The organism is Janthinobacterium sp. GL_088 (assembly GCF_057837845.1).
Map to the genome: position 1 here is coordinate 2298195 of NZ_CM174453.1, position 25630 is coordinate 2323824.

At 61.2% G+C, this 25630-nt stretch carries 23 protein-coding genes and 2 tRNA genes; 17 read left to right on the forward strand and 8 right to left on the reverse strand.

Annotated features, from left to right (window positions below):
- Positions 1-19 precede the first annotated feature (19 nt).
- Entirely contained in the window at positions 20-2455 is a 2436-nt protein-coding gene (locus AC3IQ7_RS10560) for a membrane-bound PQQ-dependent dehydrogenase, glucose/quinate/shikimate family (RefSeq protein WP_489209430.1), read from the reverse strand.
- A 623-nt stretch (positions 2456-3078) separates the two neighbouring features.
- Between AC3IQ7_RS10560 and ppa the strand changes: the two genes are divergently transcribed.
- Entirely contained in the window at positions 3079-3621 is a 543-nt protein-coding gene (gene ppa / locus AC3IQ7_RS10565; RefSeq protein ID WP_322428042.1) for an inorganic diphosphatase, read from the forward strand.
- A gap of 56 nt (positions 3622-3677) precedes the next feature.
- Here ppa and AC3IQ7_RS10570 read toward each other — a convergent pair whose 3' ends face one another.
- A complete protein-coding gene (locus AC3IQ7_RS10570) occupies positions 3678-4811 on the reverse strand; it encodes a GNAT family N-acetyltransferase (protein WP_489210424.1) in 1134 nt (377 codons plus the stop codon).
- A 91-nt stretch (positions 4812-4902) separates the two neighbouring features.
- Between AC3IQ7_RS10570 and AC3IQ7_RS10575 the strand changes: the two genes are divergently transcribed.
- Positions 4903-6519 (forward strand): NAD+ synthase, encoded by a 1617-nt coding sequence (locus AC3IQ7_RS10575; RefSeq protein ID WP_099380553.1) that lies wholly within the window; start codon positions 4903-4905, stop codon positions 6517-6519.
- A 41-nt stretch (positions 6520-6560) separates the two neighbouring features.
- The gene (locus AC3IQ7_RS10580; protein ID WP_034758685.1) at positions 6561-6899 is read left to right on the forward strand and encodes a P-II family nitrogen regulator; all 339 of its coding nucleotides are present in this window, start codon (positions 6561-6563) and stop codon (positions 6897-6899) included.
- A 25-nt stretch (positions 6900-6924) separates the two neighbouring features.
- Here AC3IQ7_RS10580 and AC3IQ7_RS10585 read toward each other — a convergent pair whose 3' ends face one another.
- The 3 genes from AC3IQ7_RS10585 to trxB form a co-directional block, all read right to left on the reverse strand.
- On the reverse strand, positions 6925-7554 hold the full coding sequence (locus AC3IQ7_RS10585; protein ID WP_034786156.1) for a trimeric intracellular cation channel family protein: 630 nt from the start codon (positions 7552-7554) through the stop codon (positions 6925-6927).
- A 121-nt stretch (positions 7555-7675) separates the two neighbouring features.
- Positions 7676-8350 (reverse strand): Smr/MutS family protein, encoded by a 675-nt coding sequence (locus AC3IQ7_RS10590; RefSeq protein ID WP_099380552.1) that lies wholly within the window; start codon positions 8348-8350, stop codon positions 7676-7678.
- 7 nt (positions 8351-8357) lie between these two features.
- Positions 8358-9311, reverse strand: coding sequence for a thioredoxin-disulfide reductase (gene trxB / locus AC3IQ7_RS10595; protein ID WP_034786153.1), 954 nt, complete (start codon positions 9309-9311; stop codon positions 8358-8360).
- A 215-nt stretch (positions 9312-9526) separates the two neighbouring features.
- Between trxB and AC3IQ7_RS10600 the strand changes: the two genes are divergently transcribed.
- The 3 genes from AC3IQ7_RS10600 to AC3IQ7_RS10610 all read left to right on the forward strand — a co-directional run bounded on the left by AC3IQ7_RS10600 (position 9527) and on the right by AC3IQ7_RS10610 (position 13928).
- Complete coding sequence (locus AC3IQ7_RS10600; RefSeq protein WP_099380551.1) at positions 9527-11887, forward strand: DNA translocase FtsK; 2361 nt, start codon at positions 9527-9529, stop codon at positions 11885-11887.
- Positions 11888-11917: 30 nt separating this feature from the next.
- Entirely contained in the window at positions 11918-12547 is a 630-nt protein-coding gene (lolA, locus tag AC3IQ7_RS10605; protein WP_233516360.1) for an outer membrane lipoprotein chaperone LolA, read from the forward strand.
- 73 nt (positions 12548-12620) lie between these two features.
- Positions 12621-13928 carry a replication-associated recombination protein A gene (locus tag AC3IQ7_RS10610; protein ID WP_070304040.1) on the forward strand — a complete coding sequence of 436 codons (1308 nt, stop codon included), beginning with the start codon at positions 12621-12623 and terminating at the stop codon, positions 13926-13928.
- A 2-nt stretch (positions 13929-13930) separates the two neighbouring features.
- Here AC3IQ7_RS10610 and AC3IQ7_RS10615 read toward each other — a convergent pair whose 3' ends face one another.
- The gene (locus AC3IQ7_RS10615; protein WP_489209434.1) at positions 13931-14668 is read right to left on the reverse strand and encodes an NAD-dependent epimerase/dehydratase family protein; all 738 of its coding nucleotides are present in this window, start codon (positions 14666-14668) and stop codon (positions 13931-13933) included.
- Positions 14665-14955 (reverse strand): DUF2917 domain-containing protein, encoded by a 291-nt coding sequence (locus AC3IQ7_RS10620; protein WP_489209435.1) that lies wholly within the window; start codon positions 14953-14955, stop codon positions 14665-14667. The genes AC3IQ7_RS10615 and AC3IQ7_RS10620 overlap by 4 nt, the downstream gene beginning before the upstream one ends.
- A gap of 180 nt (positions 14956-15135) precedes the next feature.
- On the opposite strand from AC3IQ7_RS10620, the gene AC3IQ7_RS10625 reads away from it, so the two are divergent.
- The 5 genes from AC3IQ7_RS10625 to AC3IQ7_RS10645 all read left to right on the forward strand — a co-directional run bounded on the left by AC3IQ7_RS10625 (position 15136) and on the right by AC3IQ7_RS10645 (position 18925).
- The gene (locus tag AC3IQ7_RS10625; RefSeq protein ID WP_489209437.1) at positions 15136-16557 is read left to right on the forward strand and encodes an aminotransferase-like domain-containing protein; all 1422 of its coding nucleotides are present in this window, start codon (positions 15136-15138) and stop codon (positions 16555-16557) included.
- Positions 16558-16706: 149 nt separating this feature from the next.
- A complete protein-coding gene (locus AC3IQ7_RS10630; RefSeq protein ID WP_099380546.1) occupies positions 16707-16910 on the forward strand; it encodes a hypothetical protein in 204 nt (67 codons plus the stop codon).
- Between the two features lie 134 nt (positions 16911-17044).
- Positions 17045-18334 carry a serine--tRNA ligase gene (gene serS / locus AC3IQ7_RS10635; RefSeq protein WP_099380545.1) on the forward strand — a complete coding sequence of 430 codons (1290 nt, stop codon included), beginning with the start codon at positions 17045-17047 and terminating at the stop codon, positions 18332-18334.
- 76 nt (positions 18335-18410) lie between these two features.
- Positions 18411-18500 (forward strand) — tRNA-Ser (locus tag AC3IQ7_RS10640).
- 335 nt (positions 18501-18835) lie between these two features.
- Positions 18836-18925 (forward strand) — tRNA-Ser (locus tag AC3IQ7_RS10645).
- A 165-nt stretch (positions 18926-19090) separates the two neighbouring features.
- Here AC3IQ7_RS10645 and AC3IQ7_RS10650 read toward each other — a convergent pair.
- Entirely contained in the window at positions 19091-19618 is a 528-nt protein-coding gene (locus AC3IQ7_RS10650) for a hypothetical protein (RefSeq protein ID WP_489209440.1), read from the reverse strand.
- A 135-nt stretch (positions 19619-19753) separates the two neighbouring features.
- Here AC3IQ7_RS10650 and hisC point away from each other — a divergent pair, with 135 nt between their 5' ends.
- From hisC to AC3IQ7_RS10680, 6 genes are all read left to right on the forward strand, one after another.
- The gene (gene hisC, locus AC3IQ7_RS10655; protein ID WP_489209442.1) at positions 19754-20809 is read left to right on the forward strand and encodes a histidinol-phosphate transaminase; all 1056 of its coding nucleotides are present in this window, start codon (positions 19754-19756) and stop codon (positions 20807-20809) included.
- Between the two features lie 4 nt (positions 20810-20813).
- On the forward strand, positions 20814-21251 hold the full coding sequence (locus tag AC3IQ7_RS10660) for a GNAT family N-acetyltransferase (RefSeq protein ID WP_099380830.1): 438 nt from the start codon (positions 20814-20816) through the stop codon (positions 21249-21251).
- A gap of 63 nt (positions 21252-21314) precedes the next feature.
- Positions 21315-22184: an NAD(P)-dependent oxidoreductase gene (locus AC3IQ7_RS10665; protein WP_099380829.1), complete on the forward strand. Its 870-nt coding sequence runs from the start codon at positions 21315-21317 to the stop codon at positions 22182-22184.
- 205 nt (positions 22185-22389) lie between these two features.
- Entirely contained in the window at positions 22390-23454 is a 1065-nt protein-coding gene (locus tag AC3IQ7_RS10670; protein ID WP_081922749.1) for a YeiH family protein, read from the forward strand.
- Positions 23455-23470: 16 nt separating this feature from the next.
- A complete protein-coding gene (locus AC3IQ7_RS10675; protein ID WP_489209444.1) occupies positions 23471-24775 on the forward strand; it encodes a D-amino acid dehydrogenase in 1305 nt (434 codons plus the stop codon).
- A complete protein-coding gene (locus AC3IQ7_RS10680) occupies positions 24772-25587 on the forward strand; it encodes a thiazole synthase (protein WP_099380827.1) in 816 nt (271 codons plus the stop codon). Before AC3IQ7_RS10675 ends, AC3IQ7_RS10680 begins: the two co-directional genes overlap by 4 nt.
- Positions 25588-25630: the final 43 nt, after the last annotated feature.

Consider the following 25630-nt stretch of genomic DNA (forward strand, 5'->3'; position numbering starts at 1 on the left):
TACTTTACTTCTTCGCGCTTTACTTCTTCGGTACTGCTGCAGTGCCTTCCGGCAAGGCATATGCGACCAGGGTGTCGCTCATCTTCGTGCCCAGCGAACCGTGGCCGCCGGCCATGACGACGACGAACTGGCGTCCCGACTTGTTCGACACATAGCTCATCGGCGTAGCCTGGCCGCCGGCTGGCAGGCGGGCTTTCCAGATGACTTTACCATTGCTGACGTCGTAGCCGCGGATGTAGTAGTCGAGCGTGCTGCTGAGGAAGGTCACGCCACCGCCGGTGGTCACCATGCCGCCCAGGCTGGGCACGCCCAGTGGCAATGGAATCGGCACGGGACCGCTGTCGCGCGTGGTGCCGTTCTTGTGCATCCACACTTTTTTCATGGTGCGCAGGTCGACGGCGGCCACATAGCCCCACGGCGGTGCCTGGCATGGGAAGCCCAGCGGCGAGAGGAAGGCCTTGATTTCCACGGCGAACGGGACGCCCGTCTGCGGCTGCAAGCCCATTTCGCCGCCCGTGCCGCCCTTGGCCGTCGTTTCCGCGCGCGGCACGAGTTTTTCCAGGAAGCCCATGTAGTCAGGGTTGACGATCAACAACTGGCGCACGGGATCGATGGCCGCGCCACCCCATTCGAAGATGCCCAGCGGGCCAGGGGAGATGACGGCGCCCTTGCCGGCCGTTTGCGGCGTGAACGGGCCTTCATAGCGGCGCTCCTTGAAGATGATGCGGCAAGCGAGCTGGTCGAACGGCGTCGTGCCCCACATGTCCGCTTCGCTGATATTGCGCTCAGGCAAGAAGGTCAGGGCCGAGAACGGCTGCGTGGGCGACAGGGTGTCGCCAGCGGCAGGATTGCTCGTTGGTACGGGTTTTTCCGGCGCCGGCACGACCAGGCTGCCGTCGCGGCGGTCGATCACATAGATGTCACCGCGTTTCGTCGTGGCCACCACGGATGGCACTTTGCCTTTCGGCGTGTCGATGTCGACCAGCGATGGCTGGCCGCCGATATCCATGTCCCAGATGTCGTGGTGCACGGTCTGGTAGACCCAGCGCACTTTACCCGTCGCCAGGTCCAGCGCGACGATGGCGCTGTTGAATTTCTCGCCGTTCTTGTTGCGGTTGCCGCCCCAGGTATCGGGGGTTTCATTACCCATCGGAATGTAGACCATGCCCAGCTTTTCATCGATGCTGGCCACGCCCCAGGAATTGGGCGAGTTGTTGGTGTAGTTCTTGCCTTCAGGGAAAGGCTGCGTATCTTCCGGCGTGGCCGGGTCCCAGTTCCACATCAGCTTGCCGGTGACGGGGTCGTAGCCGCGGATCACGCCCGACGGCTCTTCCGTCGAATGGTTGTCCGTCACGCTGGCGGCGATCACGGCCATTTTCTGCGACACGGCTGGCGGCGAGGTCGGCATCAGGAAACCGCGCTTGATCATGGCCATGTTCTTGTACAGGTTGACGACGCCATTGTTGCCAAAACTCTTGCACGACTCGCCTGTATCGGCATTGACGGCGATCATGGTGCCGTCCATGGTTGGCGCCAGGATGCGGCGCGGGCATTCCATGCTGGCAGCTTCAGGGGCAGGATTATTTTTGGCGCGGCCCGCGTTCACGTCCCAGTACGCCACGCCACGGCAGATCATGTGCTGGTAGCTGGCCGCATCGCGGTTGATCTTCGGATCGTGGCGCCAGATTTCCTTGCCCGTGTCCGGGTTCAGGGCGATGACGATATTGTGTGGCGTGCACAAATACAGCATGTCATTGACCTTCAGCGGCGTGACTTCGTTGGCGATCTCGCCCGGGTCGTTCGGACCCTTGAAGTCACCCGTGTGGTAGGTCCAGGCTTCTTTCAGACCGGAAATATTGGCCGGCGTGATCTGCGCGGCCGGCGCATAGCGGTCGCCATAGCCGGAGCGGCCATACGCGGACCAGTCGTTGTGTTCGACGCCAGGCGCGAAATCGCCGGTGGCGGTGGCGGCCATGTTTTCGGCCGGCACGTCGCCATGCAAGTCATGGTAGTCCTGGAACAGGGCGATGACGCCGGCAATGACGGTCAGCGCGACGGCGGCAGAGAGGGCCCTCTTGCCCGCTTGCGGCTGTTTCGCTGCGCCAGCGGCGGGCGGGGCCAGGCGGCGGCTGACGAAGGGCAGCAGCAGCCAGACGGCGGCGGCAAACCAGATGTCGAGGCGCGGCAGCAATTGCCACCAGTCAAATTTCACTTCAATGACGGACCAGATGAGGGTGGCGAGCAGCAGGAAGGCCATGAACGGTTGCGCGCTGCGCTTGCCTTTGAAGACGAGCACGCCTGCGACCAGCATGCCGATGCCGGCCAGCAGGTAGTACCAGGAGCCGCCGAGACTGGCCAGCCAGATGCCGCCGCCCAGCAGGGCGAGGCCAAACAGAATGAAAATAACGCCGGTGACCTTTAATAAAGGACCGGGCCGGAAAGAGGGAATCATCATATTCCTTTTTGCAAGGATTTATCGGTGGCGCGTGGATGCGCCATATTGAATTCAGGGAAGGCGTCGATTGCAGAATATACAAAGTTTGGAATCACCAGAATGTTATAGTTTATCAGAATTGATGATTGTCTTCTGGTCGTGCCATTTTTTGGCGAGGTCGCCATTTGAATCAAATAAACTCTTCAGATAAGAGCAAATATTATGCTGGAAGCGGAGATTGCCGGGCTGGCAGGCGTTCGGCGCAGCATGTTGAAACGCCAGCGTCATTATGTGCAGGTATCACCGGATGAATGATGGTCGAATTGTTGTTATAAGTGGCTGCAATAAATGCAATGCCGCTTATAATAACCATGCCTGCCGCATGGTGATATTGAAATGAAAATACGAAGATATTCCAGGTATTAATTCAGGCGTAAGCGTAGTATTACTTAAGTGTTTTTACTTATTATTTTGAGTGGTCTGTTTATTCTTTCGCGGGCAGGCTGCGCGTGCCCGCGGGCCGTGCATGGCACTGTTGCTGGCAGGACGCGCAAAACACCGGCGGGCCGCTGCTGCATCGCACAAGCTGCCTGTACTTCGCTATAATTGCGCGGTTAAAACACCATCCGCTAATGAGGAACCCCATGAGTTTGAATAACGTCTCTTCCGGCCGCGACCTGCCGAACGATTTCAACGTCGTCATCGAAATCCCGATGAATGCCGATCCGATCAAGTACGAAGTCGACAAGGAAAGCGGCGCGATCTTCGTTGATCGCTTCATGGGTACCGCCATGCATTACCCGTGCAACTACGGCTACGTGCCGAACACCCTATCGCCGGACGGCGACCCGGTTGACGTGCTGGTCATCACCCCGTTCCCGCTGATCCCTGGCGTGGTCGTGCGCTGCCGTCCTATCGGCGTGCTGAAAATGACCGACGAGTCGGGCGAAGACGCGAAAGTGCTGGCCGTGCCAGTCGACAAGGTCCTGTCGATCTACAGCCACTGGCAAAAGCCGGAAGATCTGAACGAACTGCGTTTGCGCCAAATCCAGCATTTCTTTGAGCACTACAAGGATCTGGAAAAAGGCAAATGGGTCAAGATCGACGGCTGGTATGGTCCGGAAATCGCCAAGGAAGAAATCCTGAGCGGCGTCGCCGCGTTCAAGGCCGATGCCGCCAAAGCCTAAGTACACGCAGTAAAATAGAAAACGCTCCCCTGCCAGTCATGGTCGGGAGCGTTTTTTTATGCGCGAAACGGGCTGTGCTCGTTCAATTCATCGAGGTAGGCATCGATGCCGCCCCGTTCGCGCTCGAGGAAGCGCTGCACGGCGTCGGCAAAGGCCGGGTGCGCCAGCCAGTGGGCCGACCACGTCTTTTGCGGCAGGAAGCCGCGCGCCATCTTGTGTTCGCCTTGGGCGCCGCCCTCGAAGGTGGCGATGCCGTTGGCGATGCAGAATTCCAGCGGCTGGTAGTAGGCCGTCTCGAAATGCAGGCAGGGCACGTGCTCGAGCGCGCCCCAGTAGCGGCCATATAAAGTGTCTGCCGTGTGGATCACCAGCGAGGCGGCAATGGCCCGGCCTTCGCGCTCGGCGATCACCAGGAGAATGTTTTCAGGCATGCTGGCGCCGATGCGCCGGAAGAAGTCCAGCGACAGATAGGGCGAGGAGCGGTGTTCCGCATAGGTATTGCTGTAGCAGCGGTGGAACAGCTGCCAGTCGGCGTCCAGGGCGTCGATGCCGCGTACCTGGCGCAGGGTTATGCCTGCTTCCCGCACTTTGCGCCGCTCGGCGCGGATATTCTTGCGCTTCTTGTGTTCCAGGGTGGCGAGGAATTGCTCGAAATCCGTGTAGCCGGGATTGAGCCAGTGAAACTGCACGCCACTACGCATCAGGTAGCCGGCTTGCGCCAGCTGGTGCGCTTCGCTTTCCGGTGGGAACAGGATGTGGCAGGAGGATACGTCGCTGGCTTGTTGCTGGGCCTGCAGGAAGGCCAGCAGGGCGGCGCGCGCCTCGCCATCGCGGGCCAGCAAGCGCGTGCCGCTCACAGGCGTAAACGGTATCGCGGACAGCAGTTTCGGGTAATATTCGAGACCATGTTGCTGATATGCATCGGCCCAGGCCCAGTCGAACACGTACTCGCCATACGAGTGCATTTTCAGGTACAGGGGCAGGGCGGCGGCCAGCACCTCGCCTTGCCACAGCACCAGGTAATTCGGCTGCCAGCCCGTGTCCGCGCTGGCGCAGCCGGACTCGTGCAGCGCGTGCAAAAAGGCGTAGGAAAGGAAGGGAGTGGCGTCCGCCTGGCTTGCCAGCAGTTCAGACCAGGCCGCTTCGCCAATTTCAGCCAGGGTAGTGACGATAGCCGTGCGATAATTCATTGTTGTAGTGTGCATTCATCACTCTCGGGGCGCCACCATCGGCCTGTGCGCCCCTGTCTTGTTTAATAGAACGAAAATATCCATCATCATCATGACAGTCAAAGTCGCAATTGCTCAAATGAATAGTACGGTCGGCGATCTGGCCGGCAACCGTGCCAAGATCTTCGACCTTTCCCGCCGCGCGTTCGAGGCGGGCGCCGATATCGTGCTTACGCCGGAACTGTCGCTGGTCGGCTATCCACCCGAGGACTTATTGCTGCGCAATGCATTCTACGCAAAAACGCAGGAAGCGTTTGCGGGACTGGCTGCCGACCTGGCCCAGTTCAAGGATTTGCACGTGGTGGTGGGCTTGCCCCTGCAAGACGAGAAGGGCGTGCGCCACAACGCCGCCTCCGTGCTGCTCAACGGTGAAGTGCTGGGCACCTACCGCAAGCACGACTTGCCGAACACGACCGTGTTCGATGAAAAGCGTTATTTCACGTCGTCGGACCAGGCTTTCGTCTTCGGCGTAAAAGGCGTGCGCTTCGGCATCAATATCTGCGAAGACACGTGGTTCGAGCACGCACCGATGCGCGCCCGCGCGGCCGGCGCGCAAGTGCTGCTGGTGCCGAACGGCTCGCCGTACCACATGAACAAGCAGCATCTGCGCTATGAAACCATGCGCAAGAATGTCAGCGCGCAAGGCATGGCCCTGGTCTACGCCAACTTGGTCGGCGGCCAGGATGAACTGATTTTCGATGGCGACTCCTTCGTCATGGATGCGGCCGGCACCATCTGCGCCCAGCTGCGCCATTTCGAGGAAGACTTGCAACTGGTCGACTTCGACGGCGCCTCGCCCGTGCCGCAGCCGCTGGCTACGCCATTGACCACCGAAGCGCAGGTGTATCAGGCGCTGGTGCTGGGCGTGCGCGACTATATCGGCAAGAATGGCTTTCCTGGCGTGCTGATCGGCATGTCCGGCGGCGTCGATTCCGCCCTGACCCTGGCCATCGCCGTCGATGCGCTGGGCGCCGACAAAGTGCGCGCCGTGATGATGCCATCGCAATTTACGGCAGATATCTCATGGATCGATTCACGCGACATGGTAAAACGCCTCAATGTGCGCTACGATGAAATTCCGATCAAGCAAACCTTTGACGCTTTCCGTGCCACCTTGGCTGACGAGTTCGCCGGACTGGCGGAAGACGCGACGGAAGAGAATATCCAGGCGCGCATCCGCGGCACTCTGCTGATGGCCCTGTCGAACAAGCATGGCAGTATCGTCTTGACGACGGGCAACAAGAGCGAGATGGCGGTCGGCTATTGCACCCTGTACGGCGACATGGCGGGTGGCTTTGCCGTGATCAAGGATATCGCCAAGACCCTCGTGTACCGCTTGTGCACATGGCGCAACAGCGTGTCGGACGTGATTCCCGAGCGCATCCTGACGCGCGGACCGTCGGCCGAATTGCGCGCCGACCAGCTGGATCAGGATTCCTTGCCGCCATATGACGTACTCGACGGCATCATGCAGCTGTACATGGAAGAAAACCGGCCGATCGCCGAGATTATCGAGGCTGGCTACCCGCCGGCCGATGTGGCCCGGGTCACGCGCCTGATCAAGATCAATGAATACAAGCGGCGTCAGTCGCCGGTGGGCATCCGCGTCACACACCGTGGCTTCGGCCGCGACTGGCGCTACCCGATTACGTCGAAGTTCTACGAATAAGCAGCCATCTGTCCACAATCCAACAATTTTAAGGAGTAGCCATGAAACAGATTACCGCCATCATCAAACCATTCAAGCTCGACGAAGTACGCGAAGCCCTGGCCGACGTGAACGTGACGGGCTTGACCGTGACGGAAGTGAAGGGCTTTGGCCGCCAGAAGGGCCATACCGAGCTGTACCGTGGCGCCGAGTACGTGGTCGACTTCTTGCCGAAAGTCAAAGTCGAAGTGGTGGTGGACGACAGCGTGTCGGAACTGGTGGTCGACGCCATCATCAAGGCGGCCCGCACGGGCAAGATCGGCGACGGCAAGATCTTCGTGCGCGATGTGGAGCAAGTCATCCGCATCCGTACGGGCGAGACTGGCCCCGACGCCGTGTAAGTGTTTCAGCTTGGGCCGCTGACCTTCAGCGTCCCAGGCGCATGTCGAATTTCCAGCAGATCAGGCGCAGAATCGTGATGCCGCTGGCGCTGGTCCACAGCGCGAAGTCGTGCTCGGCGCCGAAGTGCATCTGCAATAAATAAGCCCAGCAGCCGAAGAAGGCGCAGATCGCATATGGTTTGCCGTCGCGAAACACCATCGGCACTTCGTTGCAGACGATGTCGCGCATCACGCCGCCAAAAATCCCCGTAATCACCCCCATCATCGAGGCGATGAAGATCGGCATGCCGGCGCGCATGGCTTCAGCCACGCCCGCGATGGCGAACATGCCCAGGCCGATGGCGTCCGCGATGACGATCAGGCGTTCCGAGACGATTTGCCGCAAATGCTGGATCAAGGGCGCGGCCGTCAGGGCCAGCACGAAGATGAGGATCGCGTATTCCTGGTGCGAAACCCAGAACAGGGGGCGCTTGTCGAGCAGGATGTCGCGCAGGGTGCCGCCGCCGAATGCCGTGATGAACGCCACGACGAACACGCCGACCAGGTCCATGCGCTTGCGGCGCGCTTCGATGAAGCCGGAAAACGCGCCCACCAGGATGGCGATGACCTCAATGATCTTGATCAGCGAGCCAGGCGGCAATTGGGGTGGCATCATGGGCGGAGCGCTTGAGCAGGAAATAATTGTCACAGGTTAACATGACACGGCCCCGAATGGTGACAAACGGGGCCGTGTGCAGTGCGGAACTTGTTATTGAATTGTGATCTTGCTGTCAAGGCTAACGGATGGGCTGCAGCGCTGCGGAAAGTAAAACGACGAGGGCGCCATCGCCTCCTTCGGAGCGGCGCGCCTGGCAAAAGGCGATGACTTCATCCTTTTGCACGAGCCAGCTGTGCACCATCGATTTCAAGACCGGTTCCTGGCCTTTCGAGCCAAAACCCTTGCCGTGGATCACGCGCACGCAGCGCAGCTTGCGCCGCGTCGCCTGGTTTAAAAAGGCGCCGATACCGTCGCGCGCCTCGTCACGGCGCAAGCCGTGCAAGTCCAGCTCATCCTGGATGGGCCAGTGGCCCTTGCGCATCTTCTTGACCACGTCCGGTCCCACGCCGGGACGGGCGTAGTTCAGGGCCGGATCGTTTTCCAGGTAATGGTCGACCTCGAACAAGTCCGACAGCGATTCGCGCAACACGGCAGCATCGTCCTCTTCCGGAGACAACTTGCGCGCCGGCTGCTGGGCCGCCATGGCGCCCGCCTTGGGCAAGCTGGGCACGTAGCGGTCCGACTCGGGCAGGCGCTTGACGCCGCCGATGCTGGCCTTGAACAGATTGCTCTCCACGGCTTGCACCTTGACCTGCTGGGCGCGCTCAGCCGCGGCTTGCGCGCGCGCATCCGCCTGCTCCTTGAGCTGCTTGCTGACCGCTTTCAGGTCGGCAAAGTCTTTCATCGACGCCATGCGACGCTTACTCCTGGCCTTCCAGGTAGCGCTGGGCGTCCAGTGCTGCCATGCAACCCGTGCCGGCGCTGGTGATGGCCTGGCGGTAGATATGGTCTTGCACGTCGCCGGCGGCAAACACGCCCGGTGCGCTGGTGGCCGTGGCCATGCCTTCCAGGCCAGTTTTGGTCTTGATGTAGCCGTTGTGCATTTCCAGCTGGCCTTCGAAGATGCCCGTGTTCGGCTTGTGGCCGATGGCGATGAACACGCCGTGCACGGAGAGCGCTTCGACCTTGCCGTCGATGGTGGACTTGATGTTCAGACCCGTCACGCCGCCTTCGTTGCCTGTCACTTCATCCAGAGTGTGGTTATATTTCAACACAATCTTGCCCTCGGCAACCTTGGCGTTCAGGCGGTCGATCAGGATCGCTTCCGCGCGGAACTTGTCGCGGCGGTGGATCAGCGTGACTTTATTGGCGATGTTCGACAGGTACAGCGCTTCTTCGACGGCCGTGTTGCCGCCGCCGACAACGGCCACTTCCTGGTTGCGGTAGAAGAAGCCATCGCAGGTGGCGCAGGCGGATACGCCCTTGCCCATGAATTCCGCTTCCGATGGCAGACCCAGGTATTGCGCGGACGCGCCCGTGGCGATGATCAAGGTGTCGCACGTGTATTCGTGGCTGTCGCCCTTCAGGCGGATCGGCTTTTCATTGAGGAAAGTGGTGTGGATGTGGTCAAACACGATTTCCGTATTGAAACGCTCGGCGTGCTGCAGCAAGCGCTGCATCAGGTCCGGGCCTTGCACGCCCATCGGGTCGCCAGGCCAGTTTTCCACGTCGGTGGTGGTCATCAACTGGCCGCCTTGTTCCACGCCGGTGACCAGCATCGGGTTCAGGTTGGCGCGGGCGGCGTAGACGGCGGCGCTGTAGCCGGCTGGGCCGGAGCCGAGGATCAAAACGCGGGCGTGTTTGGTAGTGGTCATGGGAAGCTTCTCTATGAGTGGGGTCTATCCGAATTGGGGGCATACGCGCGAAGAACAAGGGCGTATTGCGCTTGCGCAAGCAATCCACGATTATAGACCAAGCCGCCTGTAGCGACGAATCGTGGGGCCGTCCGGGGCATATATGGCTTAGAATACTTCCTTATTATGGGAAATTCCCTTTCAGAAACATTTTTCACCTTGCAGCGCTTCCCAGAATGACTAAACCAGCCCAGGCCAATCAAAATAGCTACACCCGAAAACCGGTCGAACGCCGGCCCCTGCCCAACCGGCTGGTGCGGCTGCTGTCCGAGGCGCGCTGGTTCGCGCTGGCCGCGTTTGCCTTGTATTTCGTGCTGATACTGGCCAGCTTCAACAAGCTCGACCCGGGCTGGTCGCATGCCACCAACGTCGACAAGGTCGCCAACCTGGGCGGCAAGCTCGGTGCGACTTTTTCCGATCTGTTGCTGTATATCTTCGGCTTTTCCGCCTGGTGGTGGTGCGTGTGGCTGCTGCGCACGGTGTGGCATGGCTATCGCCGCCTGAGCAAGCGCTTCCTGCTGGAAGAGGAAGAGGTGGAGCGCGAGCACCACGTCGAGATGCTGATCCGCATCGTCGGCTTCTCCATCATGCTGATCGGCAGCATGGGACTCGAATACCTGCGCATGGCGAAGAGCCTGCACGTGCAGCTGCCGCGCGATCCCGGTGGCGTGCTGGGCCAGCTGGTGGGGCACTCGGCCCACGTGGCCTTTGGTTTCACTGGCGCGACCTTGCTGCTGTTGCTGCTGTTCGGCCTGGGCTTTTCCCTGTTCTTCCACGTATCGTGGCTGCAAGTGGCCGAACGCATTGGCGGCGCCATCGAAGATGCCTTCAACTGGTTCGTGCTGCGCTACCAGGACCGCGAAGACCGCCGCCAGGGCGAAGTGGCTGCCGTGCGCCGCGACGAAGTGGTGGTCATCGAACGGGCCAAGCACGTGGAGAAACATGTGGCCGCGCCGCCCGTGAAGATCGAGCCGCAAGTCGTTACCGTGGTGAAATCGGAGCGCGTGGAGAAGGAACGCCAGGCGCATCTGTTTGAAACCCCCGGCGACGGCAAGCTGCCGCCGCTGTCCTTGCTCGATGAAGCGCCACCCGTGGTGGAAACGGTTTCCGTGGAAACCCTGGAATTCACGAGCCGCCTGATCGAAAAGAAATTGTCCGACTTTGGCGTGGATGCCAAGGTAGTGGCCGCTTACCCCGGCCCCGTGGTGACGCGCTATGAAATCGAGCCGGCCACGGGCGTCAAGGGCAGCCAGATCGTCGGCCTGGCGCGCGACCTGGCCCGTTCGCTGTCGCTGACTTCCATCCGTGTAGTGGAAACCATTCCCGGCAAGAACTACATGGCGCTGGAGCTGCCAAACAGCAAGCGCCAGATCGTGCGCCTGACGGAAATCCTCGGCTCCAAGGTCTACAACGATGGCGTGTCCAGCCTGACGATTGCGCTGGGCAAGGATATCGCTGGCAAGCCCGTCGTGGCCGACCTGGCCAAGATGCCCCATTTGCTGGTGGCCGGTACCACCGGTTCCGGTAAATCGGTCGGCATCAATGCGACGATTCTGTCGCTGCTGTACAAATCCGACCCGCTCGATGTGCGTTTGATCCTGATCGATCCGAAGATGCTGGAAATGTCCGTCTATGAAGGCATTCCGCACTTGCTGGCGCCCGTTGTGACCGACATGCGCCAGGCCGGCCATGCGCTGAACTGGGCCGTGAACGAGATGGAACGCCGCTACAAGCTGATGAGCAAGATGGGCGTGCGTAACCTGGCCGGCTACAACGCGAAGATTGCCGACGCGAAAAAGCGCGAAGAACACATCCCGAATCCGTTCAGCCTGACACCGGACTCGCCGGAGCCGCTGGAAAAACTGCCGACCATCGTCATCATCATCGACGAACTGGCCGATTTGATGATGGTAGTGGGCAAAAAAGTCGAGGAATTGATCGCGCGTATCGCGCAAAAGGCGCGCGCCGCCGGCTTGCACTTGATTCTGGCCACGCAGCGCCCATCTGTAGACGTGATCACGGGCTTGATCAAGGCGAACATCCCGACGCGTATCGCTTTCCAGGTATCGTCGAAGATCGACTCGCGCACCATTCTCGACCAGATGGGCGCGGAAACCCTGCTGGGCATGGGCGACATGCTGTACATGCCGCCCGGCACCGGTTTGCCGATGCGCGTGCACGGCGCGTTTGTGTCCGATGAAGAAGTCCACCGCGTTGTCAGCCATCTGAAGCTGCAGGGCGAACCGAATTACATCGAGGGCATCCTCGAAGGCGGCACCCTGGAAGGCGACGGCGCCGAAGGCGGCGCGCCGGGCGAGGGCGGCGGCGAGGCCGATGCCCTGTATGACCAGGCGGTGGCGGTGGTGCTGAAAAACCGCCGCGCCTCGATTTCGCTGGTGCAGCGCCATTTGCGCATCGGCTACAACCGCGCCGCCCGTCTGCTCGAGCAGATGGAGCAGAGCGGGGTGGTATCAACCATGCAATCCAATGGCAACCGGGAAATCCTGGTGCCGGCGGCAAGTGCCGAACAAGGGTAAAGAATGAAAAGCAATACTTTCGCAGCAAAAATGATGATCGGCGCGGCCAGCGTTGCCTGCGGCCTGCTGTTCGCGGCCAGTGCCTCGGCCAGCGCACTGGAACAGTTCAAGAGCTTTGCGGCTGGCACCAAGTCGGCCAAGGGCGAGTTCGTGCAGCGCCAGGTCAAGAAGGCAGACGCCAGCGGCAAGTCGAAAGTGTCGACACCGGCCAGTGGCACGTTCGAGTTTGCCCGTCCAGGCAAGTTCATCTGGACGTATCTGAAACCGTACGAGCAGCTGCTGCAAGCCGATGGCGACAAGCTGTATATCTATGACAAGGACTTGAGCCAGGTAACGGTCAAGAAACTGGGCGACGCGCTCGGTTCCTCGCCAGCGGCCATCTTGTTCGGCAGCAACGACCTGGAAAAGAATTTCACCCTGGCTGAAGCGGGCACGCGCGATGGCCTGGAATGGCTGAAAGCGACGCCGAAAGCCAAGGACACAACGTTTGACGAAATCACCATCGGCCTGCGCAATGGCGTGCCGGAAGCGATGGAATTGCGCGATTCGTTCGGGCAGACCTCGGTGCTGGCGTTCAAGAATTTCCAGAAAAATCCGGCGCTTTCGGCTAATCATTTTAAATTTGTCATGCCCAAGGGTGCCGACGTCATTAATAATTAAGACTGTCGCGCCTTGCGTATGAGCCGGCCTCGCAGCAATGCGGGGCTTTTGCATTCTTATTAGGTAACTCATTATGGCGGATCTCTTTTCCACCGCACCACGCCAGCCGCTGGCCGAAGCCTTGCGGCCAGCCACCCTCAACGAAGTCATCGGCCAAACGCATCTGCTGGGCGTGGGCAAGCCGCTGCGCCTCGCGTTCGAGGCGGGCAAGGCACACTCGATGATCTTGTGGGGGCCGCCCGGCGTGGGCAAGACGACTCTGGCACGGCTGATGGCGAACGCGTTCGACAGCGAATTCATCGCCTTGTCCGCCGTGTTTGCGGGTGTAAAAGATATCCGCGCAGCCATGGACCAGGCCCGCCACAGCCTGGACCAGTTCGGCAAGCACACTTTATTATTTGTCGACGAGATCCACAGGTTTAATAAATCGCAGCAGGACGCCTTGCTGCCCTTCGTCGAATCGGGCCTGGTGACCTTCATCGGCGCGACGACGGAAAACCCCAGTTTCGAAGTGAACTCGGCGCTGCTGTCGCGCGCGCAAGTGTATGTATTAAAGTCGCTCAACGAAGACGAGATGAAGCAGTTGCTGGCCAAGGCGCAGTCCACGGCCCTGACGCACCTGACCTTTGACGAGGCGGCTGCCGATACCCTGATCGGCTACGCGGACGGCGATGCGCGCCGTTTCCTGAATTTGCTGGAACAGGCCGAGACGGCCGCCAGCTCGACGGGCACGACCAAAATCGACGCGGCCTTCGTCGACAATGCGCTCACCTTGAATTCGCGCCGCTTCGACAAGGGCGGCGACAATTTCTATGACCAGATTTCCGCGCTGCATAAGTCCGTGCGCGGCTCGAACCCGGACGCGGCCCTGTACTGGTTTTGCCGCATGATCGACGGCGGCGCCGACCCCCGTTATTTGTCGCGGCGCATCGTGCGCATGGCCTGGGAAGACATCGGCCTGGCCGACCCCCGTGCCTTGACCATGGTCAACGACGCTGCGGAAACGTATGAGCGGCTCGGTTCGCCCGAAGGCGAGCTGGCGCTGGGCCAGGCCGTCATCTACCTGGCGATTGCCGCGAAAAGCAATGCCGGCTATAACGCCTTCAATACGGCCATGGCGTTTGTCAAGAAGGACAAGTCGAAGGAAGTGCCCGTGCACTTGCGCAATGCGCCGACGAAGCTGATGAAGGAACTGGGCTACGGCCACGCCTATCGCTACGCGCACGACGAACCCGATGCGTATGCGGCCGGTGAAACGTATTTTCCGGACGGCATGGCCGAACCAGGCTGGTACCAGCCCGTGCCGCGCGGCCTGGAAAGTAAAATTGCCGACAAGCTGGCCTGGCTGCGCGAGCTGGACAGGAAAGCAGGGAAGGGCTGAGGCTACAGTCCCAGCAAGCTAAAACCGTCATCCTGCGGCGCGTAGCCCACCAGCTGGCGCGTCGCCGCGATGGACAGCCGCTTGTAGCGGTTGTCCGACACGCCATGCACGACGTGGTAGCCGGGCGGCACGTCCGCCGCCACGCAGCGGGCCAGCAATTGCACCACGTCCCGTTCGCTGATGAAGGCGGCCACGTCGCGCGCGCTGTGCTGCTGGCCTGGCGCAAAGTTGGCCACATTGGCGATGCGCACGGCGATTGCCGTCATGCCATGCTGGTGGGCGAAAGCCGACGCCACGCCTTCGCCGAAAGCCTTGCTGGCACCATACATATTGGCGGGGCGGGCCGGCATGTTTTCCTGCACTTGCACGTCCAGCGGATAGCCTTCGACGGCTTGCGCGCTGCTGGCAAACACGACTCTTTTCACGCCTTGCGCCTGTGCCGCACGGAAGATATTGTGCGTGCCGAGGATATTCGGCTGCAGCAATTGCGTATCGAAATCGGCGCTGGCGTGTGGCACGCCGGCCAGGTGCAGCACCACATCGATATCGGCGCAGGCGGCCAGGCAGGCCGCATAGTCGGCCACGTCGAGTTGAATGGACGGGCAGGGCGCTTCGGTCAGCTTGCCTATGTGCAGGTCGGCCAGGCGCAGGGAAAATTCCCCGTGCCGGCGCTTCCAGAAAGCGGTGCCGATAACGCCGGCGGCGCCCGTGACGAGGACGCGCAGTGGTTCTTGAATCATGTATTCCTTGTATTCAGTGGGTGAGGCAGTGCCAGGTGCAGCCAGCGCAGCAGGGCGGGCCGGGGTGTGGCTGTGCCATGCACGCGGATGTGTCCGCTGCCCACGGCTTCGACCAGGACCAGGCCGTCATTCGGTATCGTGTAGCGTTCGCCGCTGCGCAGCACGCAATCCTCGAACTGGGCGTAGGCCGTGATCCACGCCGTGCCGGACAGGCATTCGATGACCCTGGCGTGCGCTTTTTCCAGGCGCAAGGGCCGTTCGCTGCGTAATTCGTGGTCGGTATGCATGGCATCGCTCCTGTTGTGCTGACAGGAACAGCTTAGGCGCTTGCGACGAACCATGACAGATGCAGGAAAACGAAATTGTGATGAATACAGTACATTTCGTCGTAGACTGTGCTTATCAAAAAACTCGGCAACTGTATCTGTGCGTGCCGCGCGCGGCAGCCGCATACTGAAGGGATGAACATGAGCGCGCATTTGAATCTGTACGAGCATCTGGCCAACGAGCTGGGCGCCCTGATCGACTCGCGCGTGTTTGCGCCCGGCGACCGCTTGCCGTCGATTCGTCACCTGGCGCAGCAAAAGCGCATCTCGATCAGCACCGTGATGCAAGCCTTGCGCCTGATGGAAGACCGGGGGCAAGTCGATGCGCGGCCCCAGTCCGGCTATTTCGTGCGCCACCGCGCGCCGCGCCGCCCGTGCAGCGCGGACGCCCAGCACTTGAAGGAGCCGGCCTTTGTCGGCATCAACAATTTGCTGATGCGCGTGCTGAAGGACAACGAGACGGCGAATATCGTGCAGCTGGGCACGGCCTGGCCGCCCGACGAGATCCTGCCGATCAAGCGCATGCAGCGCACCATCAGCGCCGTGGCGCGGCGCGAGCCCGCGTTACTGAGCAAGGTCAGCTGCTACGACGTCAGCGAAGGCAATTTTCTGCGCCAGGTCACGCGCCGCGCGCTGGACTGGGGCAAGCTGGACCCGCACGAGATCGTCGTGACGAATTCCTGCACGGAAGCGATCAGCCTGTGTTTGCGCGCCGTGGCCAAGCCGGGCGACACCATCGCCATCGAGTCGGCCACGTATTTCGTGCTGCTGCAGATGATCGAAAGCCTGGGCATGAAGGCGCTGGAAATCCCCACCGACCCGAAGACGGGGCCGTCGCTCGACGCGCTGGAACTGGCCTTGCGCGCCGGTCTCGTGCAGGCGTGTCTGTTTGTGCCGAACGCCAACAACCCGCTCGGTTGCGTCATGCCGGAAGAAAACAAGAAGAGGCTGGCGGGGCTGCTGTCGGAATTCAATATCCCGCTGGTGGAAGACGATGTATATGGCGACCTGTGCTTTGCGCCGCAGCGGCCGTGGCCCGTGAAGGCCTACGACACGAGCGGCAATGTGCTGTTGTGCTCCTCGTTTTCCAAGGCCATCACGCCCGCCTCGCGCGTCGGCTACGTGCTGGCCGGGCGTTTCGCGCAGGAAGTGGCCTTGCTGAAAACCGTGTCGAGCGGCGCCACCAGCCATTTCTTCCAGGCCGTGCTGGCCGATTTTCTGGAAGGCAGCAGCTACGACCAGCAATTGCGCAAGATGCGGCGCACCCTGGTGCAGCGCATCGCGCGCATGTCCGATGCCGTGGCGGCCAGTTTTCCGCTTGAGTGCATGCTGTCCGAGCCGCAGGGCGGTTTCGTGCTGTGGGTGCAGATGCCGCCGCAAGTCGATGCGCTGGCCCTGCATGGCAAGGCCATCGCGGACGGCGTGGCGTACATGCCGGGCCAGCTGTTCTCGGCCTCGGGCAAGTTCAGCAATTATCTGCGCCTCAATTGCGGCAATGCGTGGACGCCGCGCATCGAGCAGGCGATTGGCCGCCTCGGTCGTCTCGTCAAGGACGCCTTGTAACTATTCTTTGCGCTTCAGTCCCCGTTTTTCACCGTTCGCTCCCTGTTTTTCGCCGCTGGTCGCAAGCCGGTGGCGTTGTTCGCGGCCGTTGGCTAAAGTACCACCATACCAGCAGCAGTCAACGAAACAAACTAACCAGGAGTAACATCATGAACGCACTGAAAAACATGGAAATCACCTTTGTCGCCGCCGCCATCATCGCCATCGGCGCCAGCTTCGCCACCGCCGGCGCGAATACCGTGGAAGTGAGCGCCAGCAGCACCGTCGTCGCCCAGGCTGCCGACAGCACGATGCCTGTCGTTACCGTCAGCGCCCGCCGCCTGACCGCTGCCGAAAAAGCCGCCTTTATCTGAACACTGGTTGTAAAGCGGGCGCGAGTGCCCAGCCAGGCTGCCATGACGATGGTTGACCTTGCGCAAAACTCATCGAAGTGAACAGGGTCTTGGTACAATGAGTGCTTTCGATACATCGGCACCGCCATCCACCCATGATAGATATCCAACTTCTCCGTAAAGACATCGCCAACGTCGCAGAACGCCTGGCGACGCGCAAATTCCAGCTCGACGTGGCAGGTTTTACCGCCCTCGAAGCCGAACGCAAGGCGATCCAGACGCGCACCGAAGAGCTGCAGGGCAAGCGCAATGCGCTGTCCAAGCAAATCGGCATGTTGAAAGGCAAGGGGGAAGACACCTCGGCCGTGATGGCACAAGTCGCCGGCCTGGGCGATGAGCTGAAAGCCGATGAAGCGGCCCTGAGCGTCGTGCAAGCCAAGCTGAGCGATTTCATCATGGCCGTGCCGAACTTGCCGCATGAATCGTCGCCCCTGGGTACGGACGAGTCGGGCAACGTGGAAGTGCGCAAGGTCGGCACGCCACGCACGTTTGACTTTGAAGTCAAGGATCACGTCGACGTGGGCGCCCCGCTGGGCCTCGATTTCGAAGTGGCCACCAAGCTGACCGGTTCGCGCTTCTCCGTCATGAAGGGCGGCATCGCCCGCCTGCACCGCGCACTGGCGCAATTCATGCTCAACACCCATGTGGACGAGCACGGCTACACGGAATGCTATACGCCGTACATGGTCAATGCCGATTCGTTGCGCGGCACGGGCCAGCTGCCGAAATTCGAAGCCGACCTGTTCTCGGTGAAAAAAGGCGGTGCGGAAGGCGAGGGCGAGACCTTCTACCTGATCCCGACCTCGGAAGTGTCGCTGACGAATATCGCGCGCGACGAAATCCTGGCGCTCGACCAATTGCCCCTGAAGATGACGGCCCACACGCCATGCTTCCGTTCGGAAGCGGGCAGCTATGGCCGCGACACGCGCGGCATGATCCGCCAGCACCAGTTCGACAAGGTGGAAATGGTGCAAGTGGTGCATCCGGACACGTCGTACCAGGTGCTCGATGACATGGTCGGCCATGCGGAAGCCATCCTGCAACGCCTGGGCCTGCCATACCGCGTGATGTCGCTGTGCACGGGCGACATGGGTTTCGGCGCCACCAAGACCTTCGACCTGGAAGTGTGGTTGCCGGCGCAAAATACTTACCGCGAAATCTCGTCCCTGTCGAACTGCGAAGCCTTCCAGGCCCGCCGCATGCAGGCGCGTTTCCGCAACGCCGCCGGCAAGCCGGAACTGGCGCACACCCTGAACGGCTCCGGCCTGGCAGTGGGCCGCACCTTGGTCGCCGTGCTGGAAAACTACCAGCAGGCAGACGGCAGCGTCGAGATCCCGCCAGTGCTGCGCCCGTACATGGGTGGCCTGACGCATCTGACGGCTTAAAATAGTCCTTTTCTTTTCGCTGCGGGCTGCTATAATCTTGCCTTCTCGCAGCAATGCGGGAGAGACCGCAGCAAATGGAGAGGTGGCAGAGTGGTCGAATGTACTTGACTCGAAATCAAGCGTACGTTAAATCGTACCGTGGGTTCGAATCCCACCCTCTCCGCCAGAACAAATAGAGAAAGCTCCCGCAAGGGAGCTTTTTTTATTTGTGGCGGCGGAAAGGAGTACGCCCCCTGCGGGGCGTACGCGTGGGATTCGAAGCCCCGCGCATATTTGCGCGGGGCTCTCCGAATCGCCAAATTGGTTTTTACGCGTGCGCCAAGGCAGCAAATTCAAAGACGGGAATCCACGCGCGCGAGCCTCCCCGAATCGCCCATATGGTTTTTGCTTTTCAAAAGCAAGATTAGCAATAAACCCCCTACCCAACCCAACAACACCCATGCTAAAATAGCGCCTCGTTCAAACCGGCACGCCAGTTTGAATGAATAGACCGCAGTAAACGGAGAGGTGGCAGAGTGGTCGAATGTACTTGACTCGAAATCAAGCGTACGTTAAATCGTACCGTGGGTTCGAATCCCACCCTCTCCGCCAGAATACATAAGAGAAGCTCCTGCAAGGGAGCTTTTTTTATTCCCGCAAGGTCAAAAAGCCACCAGCTCAAAGTCCAGGTAGAAAAAATCGCCCAAAGCGCGCAGCGCAAGGCGTTTTTTCCTCCATTCAAGTTCTAATAACTAGCGCCGCCACTAACGCAACAAGCTAGTGCACCAGCCTAGCCACAGCAAACGCCACGCCCGACATAGCAATTATCGTTCCCACACACGACAGAATGACAGCCGACTTCGCCTCAGCCACATCGGATTTGGTCGCATAATTGGAGCGCACCACTGCCAAGTCCAGTTTCAAGTTGCCGACATCCGTCTTGAGAACGGCAATATCCGCTTTTACACCAGCCATGTCTTTTGCGAGTGCGTTGAGCTGCTCGTCCATGGTGCAATCCTCCGTGCTTTTGATTCCATGCTCCTCGCTTTTTTCACCCCTGTCAAACAGTGTCCCGAGAGTATCGTGCATGGCCCTGCTATTCCTTGCCAAGCGTTGCGCCAGTACCGTCGCGCGCTGCAGGTCTGCCATTCCTTTGCCCTGAAGCTGGTCCGTGGCAGTCTGTAATTCGGCAGCGATCTGTTCGCTGAGGCTGGCCGCAACCTGCAGCCATGCATCGATCTTGCGTTGGCGTGCCTGTCGCTGCGGCGCATCAGGCCGCGCCTGTGTATCGTTCAGCTTGTTCATGCTGCGTCCTTTTCAACTTTTGGGTGGCGCCGATGCTGTCCACGCTACCCTTCGCTGCTGCCGCCCATCTTGACCCCGCTCAGCCTATGGTAATCTACCGTATCCCCCATCCTGCCCCCATACCAAAGCAAAGCAATGAGCCGATTCTGGAGCAACATCGTCAGCGAGCTGACCCCCTACATCCCGGGCGAGCAACCGAAACTGCCCGACCTGGTCAAACTCAACACCAACGAAAACCCCTACGGTCCATCGCCCCAAGTGCTGGCCGCGCTGCGCGACGCCACCAACGACAACCTGCGCCTCTATCCGGACCCGTCTGCCAGCGAACTGAAGCAAACCCTGGCCACCTACCACGGGCTGAGCAGCGGGCAAGTGTTCGTCGGCAACGGCTCCGACGAAGTGCTGGCGCTGGCTTTCATGGCCTTGCTCAAGCACGATGCGCCGCTGCTGTTTCCGGATATCAGCTACAGTTTCTACCCCGTGTATTGCAAGCTGTACGGCATCGATTACCGCACGGTAGCGCTCGATGACACCATGCGCATCCGTCCGCAAGACTACCAGGGCCCGTGCGGCGCCATCATCTTCCCCAATCCCAATGCGCCGACAGGCGTGGATTTGCCGCTGGCCGGCGTGGAAACCTTGCTGCGCGCCCATCCCGACGCCGTGGTGGTGGTCGATGAAGCGTATGTGGATTTCGGCGGAGAAAGCGCCGTGGCCCTGGTCGAGCGCTATCCGAACTTGCTGGTGGTGCAGACGTTCTCGAAATCGCGCTCGCTGGCCGGTTTGCGCGTGGGCTGTGCCTTCGGGCATCCTGACCTGATCGAGGCGCTGGAAAGAGTGAAGAACAGTTTCAATTCGTATCCGCTGGACCGGCTGGCGCTGGCCGGCGCCGTGGCCTCGCTGCACGACGAAGCGTATTTCCAGCAGACGCGCCAGGCCGTCATCGCCAGCCGCGAACAGCTGACGGCGGACCTGGCGGCGCTGGGTTTCGAGGTGCTGCCGTCGGTGGCCAATTTCGTCTTTGCCCGCCACCCGCAGCATGATGCGGCGCAACTGGCGGCCGGCTTGCGCGCCCGTTCCGTGATCGTGCGCCATTTCAATGCCCCCCGCATCAGCCAGTATTTGCGCATCAGCATCGGCACCCCGGCCGAGTGTGCAGCCCTGATGGCAGCCTTGCGCGAAGTGCTGTGACGCCATGCTGACCTTCGTTCCTGCCAGCCCGACCGATGGCGAGGCGCTGGCCAGCCTGCGCGTGGCTGCCATGCGTGAAAGCCTGGAGCGTATCGGCCGCTATGACCCGCAGCGGGCGCGTCAGCGTTTCCTGGCCACGTACGATCCCGATTGCACCTGGCAGTTGCGCCATGGCAACGCGCTGGCCGGCTTCTATGTGTTGCGCCCGCAAGCGGACTATTTGCTGCTCGATCACCTCTACCTGGCGCCAGGGTGCCAGCGGCAAGGCTTGGGTGCGGCCGTACTGGCGCGCGTGTTTGCCGAGGCCGATGCGGCCCGCAAGAGCGTGCGCGTGGGCGCCTTGCGCGGCAGCGAGGCGAACCACTTCTATGTGCGTCACGGCTTCGTGCCCGATGGCGAGGAAGAGTTCGACCTGTATTATCGGCGCGCCCCCGAACCTTGATGCTGCCAGCGGCGACTCTTTGTGCAACAATAATCGGATTCATTCATCGACAGGACGGACAATATGGCAAAAGTGGCATTCATCGGTTTGGGCGTCATGGGTTTCCCCATGGCAGGTCACCTGGCGGCGGGCGGGCACGACGTCACCGTGTACAACCGCAACCCGGCCCGCGCGGCCGCCTGGCTGGAGCAGCACAAGGGCCGCAGCGCCGCCACGCCGGCCGCAGCAGCAGCCGGCGCCGAGTTCGTCTTCACCTGCATCGGCAACGATAATGATCTGTATCAAGTCATCCTGGAAGAGGGCGGCTTGCTGTCCGCCATGGCGCCAGGCAGCATCCTGATCGACCATACGACGGCTTCGGCCGAAGCGGCGCGCACCATCCACGCGGCGGCAAAAGAAAAGGGCGTGTTCTTCCTCGACGCGCCCGTGTCCGGCGGCCAGGCGGGCGCGGAAAACGGCAAGCTGACCGTGATGGTGGGTGGCGATGCGGAAGCGTATGCGCGCGCCGAGCCCGTCATCGCGCTGTTCTCGCGCGCCGTCACCTACATGGGCGCCTCCGGTTCCGGCCAGCTCACAAAAATGGTCAACCAGATCTGCATCGCGGGCCTCGTGCAAGCCTTGAGCGAAGGCATCGCCTTTGCGGAAAACGCTGGCCTCGACGCGGCCCTGGTGGTCGACGTGATCTCGAAGGGCGCGGCGCAGTCGTGGCAGTTGGAAAACCGCGGCAAGACGATGATAGAGCGCAAGTTCGACTTCGGTTTCGCCGTCGACCTGATGCGCAAAGACCTCGGTATCTGCCTCGCGGAAGCCAAACGCAACGGCAGCGACCTGCCCGTGACGACCTTGACGGACCAGTTCTATGGCGAAGTGCAGCAAGCGGGCGGCAACCGTTTTGATACGTCCAGCCTGATCACCCGTTTGAACAAAAAGTAAATTTTAACTCGTCATTAGCGAGCGGCGCGTCCCTGCAAAGGGGTGCGCCGCTCGTCGTTTACGGGAGTGAAAGGTAAAAAACGTCAGTTTCCGGAACATCCGGTTTCGATTTTCATGGAAAAGCATGGACTTCGCTAGCTCATCGTGTATTATTAAAAAACGAGATGAAATGTCCCAATTTTTAAAACATTATGAGCGGACCCGCATGAAAACCAACTCCTCAGCGATAACACGCGTTGTCGACAAGAACATTCCCTATCTGTCTTCCGCCGTTGCCATCTGGCGCCCCCGCGCCGTGCTGCGCAGCTGGCCCGGCGTGGCCATAGCGCTGGTGATCGCCCTGTCGGCCACCTTTATTTCCAGCAATTATGGCGGCCCCCAACTGCTGTACGCGCTGTTCTTCGGCCTGGCTTTCCACTTCCTCGCGTCCGATCCCACCTGCAAGCCCGGCATCGAGTTTTGCAGCAAGGTGTTGTTGCGCACGGGTGTGGCCCTGCTGGGCGCGCGCATCACTTTCAACCAGATCGCTTCCGTGGGCGTGACGCCGTTATTGATCGTCGTCGGCGGCCTGGTGGCGACCTTGGGCTTCGGCTACCTGCTGGCCAGGTGGCTCAAGCGTCCCATTACGGAAGGCATTTTGTCGGGCGGTTCCGTCGCCATCTGCGGCGCGTCGGCCGCGCTGGCCATTTCGGCCGTGCTGCCGCAAACCAAGGAAAACGAAAAGTTCACCCTGCTGACGGTGGTGGGCGTGACGTCGCTGTCGACCCTGGCCATGATCGTCTATCCGCTGCTGGTCAAGCTGCTGGGCTTTGATCCGACGGAAGCGGGCGTGTTCATCGGCGGCACCATCCATGACGTGGCGCAAGTGGTGGGTGCCGGCTACCTGGTCAGCAACCATACGGGTGACGTGGCCACCTTCGTGAAACTGACGCGCGTCGCTTGCCTCGTGCCCGTCGTGCTGGGCCTGTCGATCATGTTCAAGCGCAAGGATGGCAAGAGCGAAGTCGATGCGCCGCCGTTGGTGCCGTTCTTCCTGATCGGCTTTGTCTGGCTCGTCATCACGAACAGCCTGGGCCTGATTCCGCAGGAAGTGAATGGCTGGATCAACAATGCCTCGCGCGCCTGCCTCGTCATCGCCATTGCCGCCCTGGGCGTGAAAACATCGTTCCAGTCGCTGGCCTCGCTGGGCTGGCGTCCCGTGATCATGCTGGTGATGGAAACCGTGTGGATCGCCGCCTTTGTCGCCATCGCCGTCCTGCTGACGCGCTAAGCGAGCCGGGCCCGCCATGAAGATCCTTGTCCTCGGCGCCGGCGTGGTCGGCACGGCATCGGCCTGGTATTTGCGCCAGGCGGGCCACGATGTGCGCGTGCTTGAACGTCAGGCGGGCGCGGCGCAGGAAACCAGTTTTGCCAACGGCGGGCAGATTTCCGTCTCGCATGCGGAACCGTGGGCCAATCCCGCCAGCCTGCGCAAGGTCGTGCGCTGGCTGGGCAAGGACGATGCGCCGCTGCTGTTCCGGCCCCGCCTGGACCTGCTGCAATGGCAATGGGCGCTGCATTATTTGCGCGAATGTTTGCCCTCCAGAGTGTCGCGCAATATGCGCCAGATCGTCGCCCTGGCCGAGTACAGCCGGCAGAGTTTGCAGGCACTGCGGCGCGAGACGGGCATAGCCTATGACCACCTTGAGCGGGGCATTTTGCATTTCTATACGGACCAGCAGGAGTTTGATAAATCGCAAGCGGGTGCCGCGCTCTTGCGCGAACTGGGCTGTCCGCGCAACACCGTCAGCGCCGACGAAGTGATCCGCATCGAGCCAGCCCTGGCCCATGCCCGCCAGCACATCGTCGGCGGCGATTTCACGGCCAGCGACGAGTCCGGCGACGTGCATTTGTTTACCACGGCGCTGGCCGCCCGCGCCGCCAGGGCTGGCGTGGATTTTCAGTACGGCACGACGGTGACGCGGCTGCTGGCAGATGGCGCGCGCATCACGGGCGTGGAATGCATCGATGCGCATGGCCGCCACCGCATCGAGCATGCGGACGCCGTGGTGGTGGCCATGGGCAGCTTTTCCGCGCCCCTGCTGCAGCCGCTGGGCATCCGCCTGATGCTGTATCCGGGCAAGGGTTATTCGGCCACCTATCCGATACTTGACCCATCCGCCGCACCGACCGTCTCACTGACGGACGACGGCCACAAACTGGTGTTTTCGCGCCTGGGCGAGCGCCTGCGCGTGGCGGGCACGTGCGAGTTGAACGGCTATACGCGGGAGCTGAACCCCGTGCGCTGCGCCGCCATCACGCGCAGAGTGCAAGCGCTGTTTCCCTACGCCTGCGATTACAGCGATCCCGTCTACTGGGCCGGCCTGCGCCCCCTGACGCCGTCGAACGTGCCCTACATCGGCGCCACGCGCTACCGCCAGCTCTTCCTCAACACGGGCCATGGCACCCTGGGCTGGACCATGGGCTGCGGCGCGGGCAAGGCGATCGCCGACCTGGTATCCGGGCGGCGGCCTGAAGTCGATTTTGCGTTTTGCGGCGAAGCCCCCCGGCATGAGGCCGCTTTGGTTCAACTTAGGAGAGCACCACGATGAGAGACGACGCCACCCCCAGCCAACCACCGACCGGCCTGACCCTGGCAGGCACCACTTACCAGTCGCGCCTGCTGGTGGGCACCGGTAAATACAAGGATTTCGAGGAAACGCGCCTGGCCATCGAAGAGAGCGGCGCCGAGATCGTCACCGTCACGATCCGCAGGGTCAACATTGGCCAGGAGAAGGGCGAGCCAAACTTGCTCGACTTCATTCCGCCGTCGAAATACACGATCCTGCCCAACACGGGCGGCTGCTACAACGCGCGCGACGCCGTCTACACCCTGCAACTGGCGCGCGAGCTGCTGGGCGGGCACCAGCTGTGCAAGCTGGAAGTGCTCGGCGATGAAAAGACTTTGTTCCCGAACATGCCGGAAACGTTAAAGGCGGCCGGGGAGCTGGTACGCGACGGCTTCCAGGTGATGGTGTATTGCAGCGACGACCCCATCCAGGCACGCATGCTGGAAGACCTCGGCTGCATCGCCGTCATGCCGCTGGCGTCATTGATCGGTTCGGGCATGGGCATTCTGAATCCGTGGAATCTGTCGCTGATCATCGAGCAAGCCCGTGTGCCCGTGCTGGTCGACGCCGGTGTCGGCACGGCGTCGGACGCGGCCATCGCCATGGAACTCGGTTGCGACGGCATCCTGATGAATACCGCCATCGCGGCGGCGCGCGAACCGATACGCATGGCGCGCGCCATGAAACTGGCAGTGCAGGGCGGACGCGAGGCCTATCTGGCCGGACGCATGCCCCGGAGGGCAGGCGTCATGAGCGCTACGCCGTCGTCGCCGATGGCCGGGCTGATCGCCTGAGTCCGATTTGTAGCAAGGCAGTTGATGATTGTTTCAAGCGTTT